Genomic DNA, 15,018 nt, shown 5'->3' on the forward strand with positions numbered 1-15,018 from the left:
GAGAGAATGCGATCCACAGAGGATTCGTATCTCCAGCTTGTTGAAGGACACCGATGAAACTGCCCCAGCCAATCCTCCGCTCTCTCTTGCCACGGACTGCGATGATCCTCGCGATCATGGCTCTTGGAACCTTCGCATGGAACACGCACGCGATCGCTGACGAAAAGCCTCTGTCGGTGCCGGCCGTCGTAGCCGCGGTACGCCCGTCGGTCGTGACGATTTTGACGCGCGGCATGCCCTCAGCTCCATCCCTCCATGGAACACAATCAGGTTCCGGATCGGGCATTGTGATCGATCCGACCGGCTACATCCTGACGAACAATCACCTGGTGGAAGGGGTCACAAGTCTCGTCGTGGGATTGCCGACCGGGCGATTGACCCCTGGACGCGTAGTTGCCCGTGATTTCTTGCTGGATCTCGCGTTGGTCAAGATCAATGCGACGGATCTCGTCCCTGCCATACTGAACGCATCAGCCACCTTGGAAATTGGAGAAACCGTGATCGCGATCGGCAACCCCCTGGCTCTCAAGGGCGGATCGACGGTCACCGTAGGAGTCGTCAGCGCACTGGACCGGTCGGTTCTCACCCCGAACGGCGAAACATTGTACGATCTGATCCAAACGGATGCGGCTATCAATCCCGGCAATAGCGGTGGCCCGCTTGTGGATTTATCCGGCCAGGTCGTCGGCATCAATGTCGCGATTGCGCCATCGGCTCAGGCAATCAGTTATGCGATTGCCATTGAAACCGTCTATCCTCACATCCACTCCATGATGCTTCGTGGAACTATCACGCGGCCGGATTTCGGGTTTACGCCGGTGACAGTCACTCCCAGTATCGCCGCCAGCTTCGGGTTAGAGGCAGAGCGCGGGATTCTCGCCCTCAATGTTGATCCGGCCAAAGTCGCCGGCGCAGCGGGCTTGCAAACAGGGGATGTCATCACCGCCTTGGATCAACGCCAGCTCTACAACATGGGAGACTTCTGGCATGGCGCGATGCAGGAGAGTGAACAACAATCCCTTCACATGACCATTCAGGGACGTGCCGGCCAGACCACGTTAACCATGCCACGGCCGCCCATACAGAAATTCGTGCCATGACAACACCGCTGACTCTCCACACGCCTATCGCCGCTGCTCCGTCCGACATGCCCGGGTTCCACGCTCCGACGGAACTGATCTGGTTCTCTTCGCCTGTCGGCTACGCGGCTGCCTGGGACCTTCAAAGGCGCCTGCATCATGAGAGGGTCATGAATTCAAGACCCGACACCATCCTCATCCTCGAACACCAACCGGTCTATACCGTCGGCCGGCGAACCCTGCTATCTGATTGGGGCGGCGACCCCACGGCGGCCCATGTGGACGGAATCGAGATCCACCACGTCAACCGGGGCGGCTCTGTGACCTATCACGGCCCTGGGCAACTGGTGGTGTACCCCATCCTTCGCCTGACAGATCATGTCAGAGGCGTACGGGCTTACGTGGAGCAACTAGAAGAAGCGGTCATTCGCTGTCTGCGGCAGAATGGGATTGTCGGCCAGCGGCAAGCGAAGGCCCCGGGCGTCTGGGTGACCGATCCCCGAGATGCCAAGATCGCATCGGTCGGGATTCGTGTGGATCGAGGCGTGACCATGCACGGGCTGGCTCTCAATGTGGACATGAATCTCTCACCGTTTCAAGGGATCACGCCCTGCGGTCTGCAAGGCAGCCGCGCGACGTCGATGGCTGAGGTCATCGGCCGTCCGGTTTCCTTAGCGGCCGTGACGCACACGCTCCTGGACCAACTGCAACAGACCTTGGCGCTCAGGTGGACCGAGACACCGGCCCCTATCGAATTCCAGACGGTAGCATGAGCATGAACTCGCCAGTCTCTCCAGATACAGAGTGAGGTCGCCATGAACGAATTCGACACTCCGACCTTTCGATTGGCCGTCTCCCAGTTTGACCAGGCAGCGGAAGCGATGCACTTGGACCACAACCTGCGTGAGCGCCTCAAACAACCCCAGCGGTCGCTCGTCGTCAGCATTCCCGTCCGGATGGATGATGATCACGTCGAGGTCTTCACCGGATACCGCGTCCAGCACGACTCTTCTCGCGGCCCTTCCAAAGGCGGTGTCCGCTATCATCCCAACGTCAACCTCGGTGAAGTCGCCGCGCTCGCCATGTGGATGACCTGGAAATGTGCTGTGGCCGGGTTGCCCTACGGCGGCGCCAAGGGAGGCGTGGCCGTCGCGCCCAAACAATTGTCCCACGCGGAACTTCAACGGCTGACCAGACGCTACGCCGCGGAGATTTTCCCGTTGATCGGCCCCGATAAAGATGTGCCCGCACCCGACGTCGGGACGGACGCACAAGTCATGGCCTGGATGATGGACACCTACAGCCAGCAAGTCGGCTACGCCGTCCCCGGCGTGGTGACCGGGAAGCCTCTTTCGATCGGCGGGAGCTTAGGACGGGAAGAAGCGACTGGCCGAGGAGTCGTGTATGTCACATTGGAAGCGCTACAGCATCTCCAGCTCTCTATCGATCGCGCCACCGTCGTGGTGCAGGGGTTCGGAAACGTCGGGATGCACACCGCCCTCATCATGGAACAAGAAGGAGCCCGCGTCGTTGCTGTAAGCGATGTCACAGGTGGTCTCTACAATGAAAAGGGACTCAACATCCGGGAGCTCTTAGAGCGCTACAAGACCAAGGGCCAGACGCTCAAGGACACCAAGATGGGCGATTGGATCACGAATGAAGAGCTGCTCCGGCTTCCATGCACCGTGTTGGTCCCAGCCGCGTTGTCGGAGCAGATCACCGTGCACAACGCCGCCGCCATTCGGTGCCGCATCCTCGCGGAAGGCGCCAATGGCCCGACCACACTCGAGGCCGATCGGATCCTTGAGGACAACGGCGTTTTTATTATCCCCGACATCCTGGCGAATTCAGGGGGCGTCATTGTGTCCTATTTCGAGTGGGTCCAGGACCTGCAGCGGTTCTTCTGGAATGAGGCGGATATCCGAAACCGACTCCACGACATTATCACTTCGGCCTTTCATCAGACCAAGCTGTTCGCCACTGAAAAACGGGTCTCAATGCGAATGGCCGCGCTGATGAACGGAATCGACAAGGTCGCCCAAGCACATTTGCAACGCGGTCTGTACCCGTGAGCCAGTCCTTCCTGACAGATGCCGGTTCATCATGAGGGACTATGCCTTGGCCGCCATCGCGGGAATCTGGCTCGCCGATGGGTGCTCTCTACTGTTGGCACCCCGCTTCATGGTTGAACGTCTGCGGGAGGTGATCCGCCACCAACCAGCGATCTGGACCTGGCAGTGGGTGTCGGTCCTGGCGGGAGCCGTTCTGCTGATCGCAGCGTGGCCACTCACCTACCAGCCTCTGTGGATTATCACCGCCTTAGTCATGCTCCTCAAGGGGGTGCTTCTCGCTCTGGGACCGGAAGCGTGGCGGTCGCGTGTGGTTGAGTGGTGCCTGAACCGCGACGATGTGGATTACCGGTTTGTCGGGATCGGCCTATGCACGCTTGCCGCACTCCTTCTCCATGCGCTAGGGTGGATGGGATCGTCATAACTGGAAGGGTGAAGACCATGACTGTGAATCGTGACGCCATCACATCGGCCTGGGAAACACATTGCAACGAAGGCTGGCCAACCTTTGCCAGCCCGAATCAGGGACAGCTGATGACGCTCGATACCGTCATTAGCGGCTGCGTCGTGTTTTTCTTAGACAGTTCGGAAGGGTTGGACCATCAGCGAGTCGAGATTCTGAAAGACTGCCTCGCAGATCTTGAAGCGGTGACGTCGGAGTTGGAAACTGAGCACCAGCACTACTTCATACGCCTCCATCACCTCGGCGAACTGCTGCTAGCCACCACGGTATCCGCCTAAGACACGTCTTGTGTTATCGAATTCCCTGCTGCGGTCCTTGCCACTCCGAGTTGGACCTTTCTTGCAAGTTCATCGCCCCTTGGATAGAATGTTCGAAGCTGAATCAACCCTGCCTATCCTTGAAATGATCAGAACAATCGGTACGATCAACTACTATCTTTGATCTGCGAAAGGGGAGACGATGAGGAAGAAATCTGGATTGTCCGCGCTAGCCGTAATGCTCGTGGCGATCCTTACCAGTGCAACCTCATCGCTGCACGCAGAGCCCTACGAGCTGAGCAAAAATGATGTGATGGAATCGAAGGAGATTTCCAGCGCGACCGTATCGCTGTTCGGAGTGAAGCTAGGCGACACGGAAGCGAAGGCGCTGGATGTCCTGGTCAATGAAAAGATCGCCGGGATCAAAGCGGAACAGGAAGCCGCCTTTATATTCCTGATCGACCAACGGAAGCCCACCGGCCCAATGGCTGGCGTCCGTGTCCAGGATGGGAAAGTCGACCTTATTTTCATCAACAACCGCTTTACCCACAAGGCTCGAGGCATCTTTAGAAATGTATTGAACAGCGAAAGCCCTGAGGACATCCGGAAATTGTTGGGAAAAGAAGAGTACGGAGATGAAAATGTGATGGGCGCCGTCATGGCCTACGACAAGCAAGGCTTTCAGGTCAATTATCTCGGGAAGGACGTCAACATCGAATTTTCTGCCCCCCACTAAACCGCTGACCGCTGTTCTTTAGGCAAGACCTTCCTCGCGATCCGTCGCAAACCGACTATTCCCCCCTCGATATCTACCGCCGCACGAGCTCATAGTTTTTCTGCTGCATGGAATCCGCATAAAATTTCGATCGTATAAGAGCCCTATCGATCACGCTTGAAATGGAGATACCAGCGCCAGCTGACTTGCAGAGGCCGCTGCGCGGGGAACTGGTGTGAAAAATGAGTCTGAGGAAATCGAATATTGCGCGCGGGGATAATTCTACAGGTAAGGAAAGACTGATACAGGGACTTACTGCACGGTAGCCGTAGATTTGAGCCCGAAATCGATGAGGCTCATGGCGGTGTTCCAGCGTCGATTGGAGTTTAAAATCACGACCAATAAATCGCTGCCGTTCTGTGAAACTTTGGCAATGAGGCATCGTCCCGCTTTTGAGGTGAACCCGGTTTTGACGCCCTCCACGCCGGGGATGCGCCCCAACAGCCGATTCGTGCTGTGCAACACATACGCACGGTGGCCGCTGATCGGAGTGATAATCTCACGTTCCTCGCGCACGAGCGCGCGGAAGATAGGATTTTGCAGAGCGACCTCACTGAGCTTTGCCAGATCCTCGGCCGTGGAATAATGCTCAGGACCATCAAAGCCACACCCGTTGCTGAAGTGGGTATCGGTCAACCCCAGCGCCGCGGCCTTCGCGTTCATCAGCATGACAAACTGCTCTTCATCACCGCCGACATGTTCTACGGCAGCCAGACACGCGTCGTTGGCAGACACGATCAGCATCGCTTTAAGCAAGTCTTCGAGTTTGAACACTTCTCCCGGACGAAGCCGAAGATGCGTTTTAGGCGCCCGCGCGGCATTGCGACTGATGGTCGCCTGATCATCCAGCTTCCCCTTTTCTAAAATGACCAGCGCGGACATGATTTTCGTGAGGCTTGCGGGCGAGAGTCGCTTGAGAGAGTCGTGCTGGTAGAGCACCCGGCCAGATCGAAGCTCTTTCATGAAAATGCTATGAGCGGGAGCCACTCGCCACGGAAGGCGGTCCCCCGAAGTACTCGCGGCCCGAACATGGCGCTTCTGTTTATGGCTATACTCGGCCTGGGCGTCGAGCGGGATTCCCAAGACCGCGATGCCAAATACCGCTGCCAGGATCGTTGACGTGAGGACAGAGGTCTTAGCCAAAGAGAGGCTCCTTACCCAGGAGGGTGAGCTACAGGGACATACTTACAGCGGGTAGGATTCTCGGACTTTCCCGCCACGAACTCCACTATCGATTACCTTATGAAAAAACCGGAGGACATCCGCGAGATCAATCCAAAACCCGCAGTTCAAACAGCGCGCAAAGAGCCGGCGGTTCATGAGCGTATAGTGCCGCTCGACCATCATAAACCCTTTGCATTTCAAGCAACGCATACCATCGCGTCTACAATGTCATTACCGAAGTCGATTGAGCACAACCGCTAAGCATCCGGCCAGGAGGCCTCCACCAAGAATCGTGGTGCCGAATGAGACCACTGCGGAGGTGCCTGCAGCCGGCTGGGTCCCTTCCAAGAGATCGCGTATCCCCCCTTGTACCATGAGAACCGCAAGGGTCAAGACTGAACCCATTGCAAACCACCAGGTAAATGTTCTCAGGGGCATTACGCTCACACGGACAATAATATGTCGCTGACTCACACCTGTCGGTCACTCTAACGGAGGGTCCAAGACCTGTCAAGAAGTGCCGATATTGCGCGTCGTAATAGAGGAGTCACTGCTCAGCTGAGGCAAGTGGCAATGGTTTAACGGCTTTCAGTCCGCGATGAAGAAAAATGGAAACCGTGCCATTTCCATTGTCAGCCGTCACGAGTCCTGGCTCTTCGACGGCTTTTGTGGTCACCCAGAATGTCGCCAGCGCAAACGGGCCCGATTTGGCCGGATAGTTTCTCGGTGGATAATGAAAGGTGCCGTCCCCCTTGCCGAAGAGAATCGATAGATCGTTGGACTGCAAATTCGCAATGGCGACATCAAGAATCCGATCGCCGTCGAAATCGCGCGTGACGCCTGAGATAGGCCCGGCATCGGCGCCTGAATCTTTTCCCGGCAGAAATGTGCCATTACCATTACCGAGGTACGTGGTGAAACTATCTCGTTCGCCGTTGATCACGAGCAGATCGCGGTGGCGATCATTGTTGAAATCAGCAAATGTGGCTGAGAGCGGGCGCTTGCCTGTCCGATAGTCTTTCGGATCGCGAAACGTCCCGTCCCCATTTCCCAGCCAGATTGAAACGGCATTCGACATGGGACCGCCGTTGGTGACGACCATGTCGATCTTCTCATCGCCATTGAGATCCGACAGCGCCACAGATGTGGGCGTATCGCCATAGGTATATTGCGCCCCGTGACGAAACTCTGAGGTTCCGGTTCCAAGAAATATTTGGATTTTATCGTTTCGCAGCGCAACTACCACGTCGGAGTGTCCGTCTCCATTCAGATCCGCGACGGCCAAGGCGACCGGTGTTCGATGGACCGGGTAGTGCGGCCCCTCTTCAAACTTGCCGTTTCCTCGCCCCATCAAGAACGCGACTTCATCACCGCCTGAGCAGGCCAGCACGATATCCGCATGGGTATCGTGATTGAAGTCAGCCATAACCAAAGTCCGTGGCTCCTGACACACTTTGACCTGGATTTGGTCGCTAAAACTTCCGTCCCCATTGCCCAGTAAGATTGAGAGAGTATTGCTGGAAATATTCGTCGTAATGAGATCCGTAAATGTATCGTGATTGAAATCCCCCGTCGTAATGGTCGTCGGATTTTTTCCGACCTTGTAACTCGTGTAGTAATAGAACAGATCGGGGGGCGTGTAGGGATCCGTCTTGGAACAAGACAGCAGGCTGATTCCCGCGAAGAGAGATAAAATGGGAATCAACAGCCGTATCCCCCTGCGGTTCATACGGCGGCAGATTGGCTTCACAGCTCACACCTTTCTCAACTTGGGCCAATGGGCCTATTCATGGACGTGCGCTCGACCTATGCGTCACCCAATCGAGCGCTCGCGGAGTATACAGACCCCTGGTTTCACCATGCAATCTGCCGGATTCTTCAGAGAATAGGGATTTGAGCCTTGTCGATTCAACCGGATTTGCGCTAGAATACGAGCTCATTTTGAGGAGGAACCAATGAGCAATCGAGTCAAGGTAGACATTACAATGTACGGCATTGCTGAAGTCCTCAGCTGGTGCCACGATCGAAACAAAGGCCGGATCGCTGGGGTCGATACCGAAGGGTTCCAGAAGATGACCGCGTTAATGGCGGAAAAGCCGCAATCGGGTGATTACTTCACCCTCGACCAATTTTGGAAAAAGAAAGTGTCCTTGGATCTGACGGAAGACGAAGTGGCGACCATTGACCGCTGTCTCTACGATATCCCGAATTTCGATAACGAACCGCTTCCTCAAATCCGCCACAAGTTCTGGCCGCAAGCTGTCGGCACTCACTAAGAAAGTTCTCCCGGCATCGCGCATGCGATGCCGGGAGAATTGTTCCTGCATCATCCCCCACTCAAGCAACCCACGTTAAACATCAACATGGTGGGATCGACTCGCCCTAATACGATGAGATCGGCGGAGATGCGCTCTGCACCGGACGCTATAACGCGCCTTCCCCCTTGAGATACTTTCTGAATCGGCCCATGAGATCGGCCCCAAGCGTGCCCCCCTCTGGCTTTTTCACGTTGGGATCGGAAAAATGCCCGCGGATTTCCTGCAAGCGCTTCTCTGCCTGATCGTTTCCCTGAAGCCGCTTCGTCTTGGTCAATGCCGTATCAAATGCGTCAAACGTCAACTCGTTGTACCCGAACGACCGAATCCGTTTGACCGCTTTCATCATCGCCTGATTGCGAAACGTCGTCAAAGAGTCCGAGTCGATCTCGGACAAGCCCAGTTTCCTGGCGCGGCGTTCTGCCGCCTTTCGGATACCACTCCGGACGAAATCAGGCGAGGTCTGGAGTCGCTTCCACGCCTCATCCGCCCAGGCGACTTTCTGTTGCGGAGCCTCCCACAATTGTATGACATTCACTTCATCGATGGCCGTAAACCCTTTTTCACGGGCCGCCTCTTCCGTGTCGTGCCGAATCATGTCACTGACAAATTCGAGCGCGATCGGTGGCGAGTCTTTGATCTTCTGCTGAAGAAGCGCCAACGCACCTTCGCTCCATCTCAACGGAGGCAACTCCCGCTCCCGCGCATCGGCCAGCGATTCGACTCGATCGAGTAAGTCGATATTGACTTCCATATGCCCGCCTTCGCGAGCCATCTCTTCCGCAATCTGCTTGATCATCCCGCGCATGAACTCGGGCACCGCATCGAGCCGCGCCTTCGCCGCCGCAGTCCACGGCAGCTGCCCCTTTTCCATCGCCTCGGCCGCGGACGCCATACCGGTCGCGCCACCCATCGAGCCCATCATCTGACCCTTGAATTGGTCCAACTTGATTTCGTCGATCTCTTCGTAGCCGAGTTCTCGCGCTTTTTTTTCAGCTAACCGCCGGACCATGCCTCGCAGAAAGACCGGAGCACGCTCCATGCGCTTCAGCGCACCATCGGTCCAGCGAATTTCCGCGCCGGGAGACTCAGCAGAATCTGAGGATGACATGGGCACTCCTTCTCACGCGCTATTGGTTCAGTAACTCTTTGAGTTCTTTGCCGGCCTTAAAGAACGGCACACGTTTCGCCGGCACGGCGACAGTCGCTCCGGTCTTCGGATTCCGCCCTTCTTTCATCCGCCGCGCCCGCAAGCGAAAACTTCCGAACCCACGAATTTCTGTCTTATCGCCATTTTTCAAGGAATCTCGAATACAGTCAAAAATGGTATTCACGACGACTTCGGCCTGTCGCTTGGTCAACGTGGTGACTTTCTCCGACATCTGTTCGATGATCTGCGCTTTCGTCATGTCCGCCCCCCTTTCGTCCCACTGATGGACACGTGCGGCCATACGCATGGCCGCACGATTAATAGGCCATGAGATACTTCAGATTCACCCCTGGATGGAAATCGAATTTTGGCAAGACCGATGAGAGCTTCGACTCCAGCAGCTCGCGAATTGAAAACCGGCGGCGCTGTTCAATGATTCTCGGCTCGCCCTCGATTCCCGCGACATCGGCCGCCAGTTGAATCGCATCATCCAGGTTGCCAAGCTCATCGACCAGTTTCGCGGCTTTCGCCTGCCGACCGGTAAAAATCCGTCCGTCGGCCAGTGCCTGCACTTCCGGCACTTCGAGCGCGCGACCTTCGGCGACCGCTTCAATAAACTGCTTATGGACGTCGTCCATAACCGTTTGCAGCAACCCGCGCTCTTCCTCACTCATTTTTCTCAGCGGAGAGCCGACATCTTTATACTTCCCGCTTTTTATAACGACCCCCTCGACCCCGATCTTCTGGAGAAGGCCCTCGAAATTCGCCATCTCCATGATCACGCCGATACTCCCGGTTAAGGTCCCGGGATTCGCCACGATACGATCGGTCGCGGCGGCAATGTAGTAACCGCCCGAGGCCGCGACGCTCCCCATGGAAGCAATCACGGCCTTGTTGCTCTTCGTCCGCACCCGGCGCACGGCATCGTAAATCTCTTGCGAGGGGACCACCCCTCCGCCAGGGCTATCGATCCGAAGGACGATCGCTTTGACGGAGGGATTCTCACTGAATTTCTTCAGTTCGCCGAGCGTTTCCTGGGCATCAACGATGACCCCCTCGATGCGGATCAGCGCGATGCGATCCTCACCCGAGAGGTCGAGATCAGGCATCAATAGATTGACCAAGAACAGCAACCCCAAACCACCCCCCACGACCCAAAGAATCTTGCGCAGCAGGGAGCGCTTGGGACTGCGTTCTATCGGTTGATCGTCAGCCATGATGCCTCATGTATGTGTGAGACAACCAGCGGCCTCGCATTAGTCTTCCGCCTGCGACTTCTTACGGCTCTGCTTCGCGGCGCGTCCGAGACTTTGATCGAGCGCACCCTGCGTGGAATGATATTCATCGACCTGCCGGCGATCGGAGTCGGATTGATGTTCGCGCAAGCTGAGCGCAATCTTCCGCTCTTCGCGATCGACCTTGATGATCTTCGCTGTCACGTCATCTAACAGCTTAAACTTCTCTTCGAGCTTCGCCGCACCGTCCAATCCGGCTTCGCTGATGTGAATCAACCCTTCGACCCCACCTTCCAACTCGATGAAAATTCCAAAGTCGGCCACCTTGCTGACCTTCCCCGTCACCGAATCGCTGACATGGTAGCGCGCCGGGATTTCATCGTCCCACGGATCGCGTGAGAGCTGCTTGAATCCGAGCGACAACCGCTCTTTTTCTTTGTCGATCCGCAACACCACCGCATCGACCTTCTGCGCCTTCTTGAACAGCTCCGACGGATGCTTGATATGCTTGGTCCACGACATATCGGAAATGTGGATCAAACCATCAATGCCCTCTTCCAGTCCGATGAAGGCTCCGAAATCGGTGAGGCTCTTCACTTTTCCTTCGATCTTCGTGCCGATCGGGTACTTGCTCTCAATCATATCCCAGGGATTGGGAGCGGTCTGCTTCATGCCCAACGAAATCTTCCGGCTGGCCGGATCCACGTTCAACACGGCAGCTTCAACCTGATCGCCCACGGTCACCACGCGCGACGGATGGCGCACTTCATGCGTCCAGGACATTTCCGACACATGGACTAATCCTTCGACGCCCGGCTCGAGCTCGATAAACGCTCCGTAATCCGTCAAGCTCACCACCCGCCCACGCACGCGCGTGCCGATCGGATACTTCCCAGCCACATTCGTCCAGGGATCGGCGGACTTCTGCTTGAGACCGAGCGAGATACGGCCGGTCTCCCGATCGTACTTCAACACGTTGACTTCCACCCGATCGCCGACGGTGAACATTTCCGACGGATGGCCGACACGGCCCCATGACATATCCGTGATATGGAGCAAGCCGTCAATGCCGCCGAGGTCGATGAACGCCCCGTAATCGGTGATGTTCTTGACCATGCCCTGAATCAGCTGGCCTTCCTTCAAATTCGCCAGCGTCGTCTGACGCTTCTTGTCACGCGTCTCCTCAAGAAGGACTCGACGGGACACCACCACATTGCCGCGGCGATGGTTGATCTTAATGATCTTCAGCGGGAAGGTCTTGCCGACGAGGCCATCCAAATCACGCACCGGATGCAGATCGATCTGTGAGCCCGGCAAGAACGCCTTGACGCCGATATCGACCATCATGCCGCCCTTGATCCGCGAAATGATTTTCCCGTCGATGCTCTTTTCTTCATTGAAGAGCTTTTCGAGCTCTTCCCAGATCTTCATCTTGTCGGCTTTTTCCTTGGACAAAACCAAGTTGCCGTCGTCATCTTCACATTCTTCGATGTAGACTTGGAGGCTGTCCCCAACCTTGAGGGCCTGGAGATCATCCGGCGAGAATTGATCACTCGGAATCATCCCCTCGGACTTGTAGCCGATATCAACGACAACTTTGTCCTTCGTCAATGCCACCACGCGGCCTTCGGTAATTGTGCCTTCCTCGAGATTGCGGAAAGTCTCCTCGTAGAGGGCGGCCAGCGCGGCGCGGTCTAACTTCGGTTCATTCCCTGTCGATGCGGTACTCATGGAGAGATCCTAATCCTCCGGCATGGGCCGGGTGCTGATGGTGAAAAAGCCGGGCTCACTCAGCGTTGCGAGCTCCGGTAGTCTGCTGCTCCGGTGACACTCGCTCACCCTCATGTCCCGCCATGGGAGGCGGAACGTTTCCGAGAGCGGCGATTTGCGTGATCACCGTGCGGCTGACCTGTTGGTAAAAACGTTTGGCATCGGCCTTATCGTGTTCTTTGGGATGCCCGCTCTCGAAGGTCAGCGGGTCTCCCAGCTTCACCGTCACCTGCCGAAACCTCGGCCACTTGGCACCGGTCGGCAAGACATCGAACGTCCCTTTCAGATAGGCCGGCACTACCGGACAACCGGTCTGCGAGACGATCACCCCGATGCCCGATTTCGGCTGCCGTAAATGGCCATCGTGACTGCGCCCGCCTTCCGGAAAAATCACCACGACCTTGCCGGCCTGAATCAGACTGATCGCTTTCCCGAACGCCTCTCGATCCAATCGGCCGGGCCGAAGAGGAATCCAGCCAAGCCGCTGCAAAATCCCGTTCAACACCGGCACAGGAAACAAATCATTGCGCCCGAGATACCAGGCCCGCCGCGTCATCCCGCAACCCAGCAGCGGAATATCGACATAGCTGGCGTGATTGGCCGCCACCAGCACTCCCCCCGTCCGCGGCAACGCCCCTTCCACTTTAAACCGAAACAAGACCGCTGCAGAAGCTCGCACCAGGACCCAGAGGATCCCGTAAATCAATCCGCTCACGAGACCGCCGCAACCGCCGCTAACATCTGTTCCACCACGTCTTCAATCCGCAACGACGAGGTATCGATCAACCGGGCATCGGCTGCGGGCACCAGCGGAGCGACGGCGCGGGTACGATCCCGCTCGTCCCGACCGGATAGATCCTGATAGGTCTTTTCCATCGAAGCGTGATGCCCAGCCGCCACCAATTCGCGATGGCGACGCTCGGCCCGCACGGTCGCGTCCGCTTCAAGGAAGAATTTTATCGGCGCCGAAGGAAATATCTTGGTTCCGATGTCACGCCCTTCCGCCACCACCGACCCGCGTTGTCCGATTTGCCGTTGCACCGGCAAGAGCCATTCGCGAACGGCGGGAATCGCCGAGACGATCGAGGCCGCTGCCGTCACGTCGGGCGTACGCAGTTCATTCGTAACATCCACATCGTTGACCAATACCAGCATCGCGCCGTTTTGAAACAACATCTGAATCGAGAGGGCTGGAAGCAACGCCGAGATTTGCTTGCTATCGGTCGGATCGATGCCGCTCCGCAGCGTCCTCCAGGCCACCGCCCGATAGAGCGCTCCCGTATCGAGATAGAGGTAGCCCAGCCTCGACGCCAGCTGTCGAGCCACCGTACTTTTCCCCACGCCAGCTGGTCCATCAATCGCGATGATCACTGCCGCTACCTGCCTCCTCAAGCCAAAAGAGCCGTATTATAGCCCCCGGGCCTATGCCGTCAACAAGCTCGCTAGGGTGCGCTCGAAATTCGGGAACGAGGTATCCACGCAGCCTGTATCCGCCACGGCTGTAGAGGTGTTCGCCGTTAACCCGCCGATAGCCAGCGACATCGCCACGCGATGGTCGCCATGGCTTTGCCCCGCCAGTGTCCCGAGCAACCGGCCATTCTTTCCCGCCTGCCCCAGCCCACGAATCACCATACCGTCTGGCAGTTCCGTGATCTGGGCTCCCATGGCTTTCAGCTCGGCACTCATCGTGGCAATGCGGTCGCTTTCCTTCACACGAAGCTCTTCAGCCCCGGAGATCGTGGTCTCACCTTCCGCAACGGCCGCCGCCACACAGAGGATCGGGAACTCGTCGATTGTTTGTGGGATCAGTTCAGGACCAACCGTCACGCCCTTCAGTGCGGCCGACCGGACCCGAAGATCTGCCACCGGTTCCCCGGCTTCATCCCGCCGATTGAGCACATCGATCTTGGCTCCCATCGCCGTCAACACATCGATCAGCCCGGTTCTGGTCGGATTGATCCCGACATTCTGAATCGTCACGTCAGAGCCCGGGATAATACTCGCGCCCACCAGAAAGAATGCCGCAGCGGAAAAATCTCCGGGGATCACGATTGCACGCCCGGTCCAGCCGGACGATGGCCGCCCTTGCAGCACCAAGGTCCCGCCATCCTGCCGCAACGGAATGCCGAACGACTGAAACATCCGCTCCGTATGATCGCGTGACAAGCGCGGCTCGCGAAACCGCATAATGCCTTCGGCGAAGAGCCCTGCGAACAGGAGCGACGACTTGATCTGCGCACTGGCCACCGGGGAAGTGTAATCAATCCCGTGGAGCCGCGTGCCAGTAATGGCCAACGGAGCCAGCTCCCCGCCTTTACGCCCGGCAATCACCGCGCCCATCTCCCGCAGAGGCTTCACCACACGCCCCATCGGCCTCCGGCGAATCGACTCGTCTCCGGTCAAAATCGTGAAGAAATCCTGACCGGCCAACAACCCGGTCAATAAACGAGTCCCGGTCCCGGAATTGCCGCAATCGATCGGACCATCGGCTTCCCGCAAGCCCCACATCCCTTTGCCATGCACGCGAAGCGCGTCCGGCTGTTCATCAATGCGAATGCCCAGCGCCTGAAACGCGCGCATCGTATTCAAGCAATCTTCCCCGCGGCAATAGCTGGACAATCGGCTTTCACCCTCGGCCAGCGACGTGAGGATGATCGCGCGGTGCGTCACAGACTTATCGCCGGGTACCGTAAGAGTTCCGGTGAGCGCGCGGCCAGGGGTGATCGTCAAGGAAGCCATAG

Annotated in this window: 18 protein-coding genes; 7 read left to right on the top strand and 11 right to left on the bottom strand. The window is 57.2% G+C overall.

Annotation, left to right across the window (positions count from 1 at the left end; translation table 11 throughout):
- Positions 1 to 53: 53 nt before the first annotated feature.
- The 6 genes from NITLEN_RS04455 (at position 54) to NITLEN_RS04480 (ending at position 4,604) form a co-directional block, all read left to right on the top strand.
- On the top strand, positions 54 to 1,100 hold the full coding sequence (locus NITLEN_RS04455) for a S1C family serine protease (RefSeq protein WP_121988356.1): 1,047 nt from the start codon (positions 54 to 56) through the stop codon (positions 1,098 to 1,100).
- Between the two features lie 47 nt (positions 1,101 to 1,147).
- Entirely contained in the window at positions 1,148 to 1,852 is a 705-nt protein-coding gene (gene lipB / locus NITLEN_RS04460; protein WP_281267751.1) for a lipoyl(octanoyl) transferase LipB, read from the top strand.
- A gap of 42 nt (positions 1,853 to 1,894) precedes the next feature.
- On the top strand, positions 1,895 to 3,151 hold the full coding sequence (locus tag NITLEN_RS04465) for a Glu/Leu/Phe/Val family dehydrogenase (RefSeq protein WP_121988358.1): 1,257 nt from the start codon (positions 1,895 to 1,897) through the stop codon (positions 3,149 to 3,151).
- A 31-nt stretch (positions 3,152 to 3,182) separates the two neighbouring features.
- Positions 3,183 to 3,572, top strand: a complete 390-nt coding sequence (locus tag NITLEN_RS04470) for a DUF2065 family protein (protein WP_121988359.1) — start codon at positions 3,183 to 3,185, stop codon at positions 3,570 to 3,572.
- Positions 3,573 to 3,589: 17 nt separating this feature from the next.
- Complete coding sequence (locus tag NITLEN_RS04475; protein ID WP_121988360.1) at positions 3,590 to 3,889, top strand: hypothetical protein; 300 nt, start codon at positions 3,590 to 3,592, stop codon at positions 3,887 to 3,889.
- 181 nt (positions 3,890 to 4,070) lie between these two features.
- Positions 4,071 to 4,604, top strand: a complete 534-nt coding sequence (locus NITLEN_RS04480) for a hypothetical protein (RefSeq protein WP_146216094.1) — start codon at positions 4,071 to 4,073, stop codon at positions 4,602 to 4,604.
- A gap of 291 nt (positions 4,605 to 4,895) precedes the next feature.
- On the opposite strand, the gene NITLEN_RS04485 is transcribed toward NITLEN_RS04480, so the two are convergent.
- From NITLEN_RS04485 to NITLEN_RS04490, 4 genes are all read right to left on the bottom strand, one after another.
- Positions 4,896 to 5,786 carry a D-alanyl-D-alanine carboxypeptidase family protein gene (locus tag NITLEN_RS04485; RefSeq protein ID WP_121988362.1) on the bottom strand — a complete coding sequence of 297 codons (891 nt, stop codon included), beginning with the start codon at positions 5,784 to 5,786 and terminating at the stop codon, positions 4,896 to 4,898.
- Positions 5,787 to 5,828: 42 nt separating this feature from the next.
- Complete coding sequence (locus tag NITLEN_RS17830; RefSeq protein WP_146216095.1) at positions 5,829 to 6,017, bottom strand: hypothetical protein; 189 nt, start codon at positions 6,015 to 6,017, stop codon at positions 5,829 to 5,831.
- A gap of 21 nt (positions 6,018 to 6,038) precedes the next feature.
- Positions 6,039 to 6,212, bottom strand: a complete 174-nt coding sequence (locus NITLEN_RS18030) for a hypothetical protein (RefSeq protein WP_181416631.1) — start codon at positions 6,210 to 6,212, stop codon at positions 6,039 to 6,041.
- 142 nt (positions 6,213 to 6,354) lie between these two features.
- A complete protein-coding gene (locus tag NITLEN_RS04490) occupies positions 6,355 to 7,557 on the bottom strand; it encodes an FG-GAP repeat domain-containing protein (RefSeq protein ID WP_146216096.1) in 1,203 nt (400 codons plus the stop codon).
- Between the two features lie 205 nt (positions 7,558 to 7,762).
- On the opposite strand from NITLEN_RS04490, the gene NITLEN_RS04495 reads away from it, so the two are divergent.
- Complete coding sequence (locus NITLEN_RS04495) at positions 7,763 to 8,083, top strand: hypothetical protein (protein WP_121988364.1); 321 nt, start codon at positions 7,763 to 7,765, stop codon at positions 8,081 to 8,083.
- 148 nt (positions 8,084 to 8,231) lie between these two features.
- Here the strand turns inward: NITLEN_RS04495 and NITLEN_RS04500 are convergent, their stop codons facing one another.
- The 7 genes from NITLEN_RS04500 to aroA are packed head-to-tail and all read right to left on the bottom strand — an operon-like array spanning position 8,232 to position 15,016.
- On the bottom strand, positions 8,232 to 9,233 hold the full coding sequence (locus NITLEN_RS04500; protein WP_121988365.1) for a PCP reductase family protein: 1,002 nt from the start codon (positions 9,231 to 9,233) through the stop codon (positions 8,232 to 8,234).
- A 19-nt stretch (positions 9,234 to 9,252) separates the two neighbouring features.
- The gene (locus NITLEN_RS04505; protein WP_121988366.1) at positions 9,253 to 9,531 is read right to left on the bottom strand and encodes an HU family DNA-binding protein; all 279 of its coding nucleotides are present in this window, start codon (positions 9,529 to 9,531) and stop codon (positions 9,253 to 9,255) included.
- A gap of 58 nt (positions 9,532 to 9,589) precedes the next feature.
- Positions 9,590 to 10,489 (bottom strand): signal peptide peptidase SppA, encoded by a 900-nt coding sequence (gene sppA, locus NITLEN_RS04510; protein ID WP_121988367.1) that lies wholly within the window; start codon positions 10,487 to 10,489, stop codon positions 9,590 to 9,592.
- Positions 10,490 to 10,528: 39 nt separating this feature from the next.
- Positions 10,529 to 12,238 carry a 30S ribosomal protein S1 gene (locus NITLEN_RS04515; protein WP_121988368.1) on the bottom strand — a complete coding sequence of 570 codons (1,710 nt, stop codon included), beginning with the start codon at positions 12,236 to 12,238 and terminating at the stop codon, positions 10,529 to 10,531.
- A 55-nt stretch (positions 12,239 to 12,293) separates the two neighbouring features.
- Positions 12,294 to 12,992 carry a lysophospholipid acyltransferase family protein gene (locus tag NITLEN_RS04520; protein ID WP_121988369.1) on the bottom strand — a complete coding sequence of 233 codons (699 nt, stop codon included), beginning with the start codon at positions 12,990 to 12,992 and terminating at the stop codon, positions 12,294 to 12,296.
- A complete protein-coding gene (gene cmk / locus NITLEN_RS04525) occupies positions 12,989 to 13,648 on the bottom strand; it encodes a (d)CMP kinase (protein WP_121988370.1) in 660 nt (219 codons plus the stop codon). The genes NITLEN_RS04520 and cmk overlap by 4 nt, the downstream gene beginning before the upstream one ends.
- Before the next feature lie 51 nt (positions 13,649 to 13,699).
- On the bottom strand, positions 13,700 to 15,016 hold the full coding sequence (aroA, locus tag NITLEN_RS04530) for a 3-phosphoshikimate 1-carboxyvinyltransferase (RefSeq protein ID WP_121988371.1): 1,317 nt from the start codon (positions 15,014 to 15,016) through the stop codon (positions 13,700 to 13,702).
- Positions 15,017 to 15,018: the final 2 nt, after the last annotated feature.

The organism is Nitrospira lenta, assembly GCF_900403705.1.
GTDB lineage: Bacteria > Nitrospirota > Nitrospiria > Nitrospirales > Nitrospiraceae > Nitrospira_D > Nitrospira_D lenta.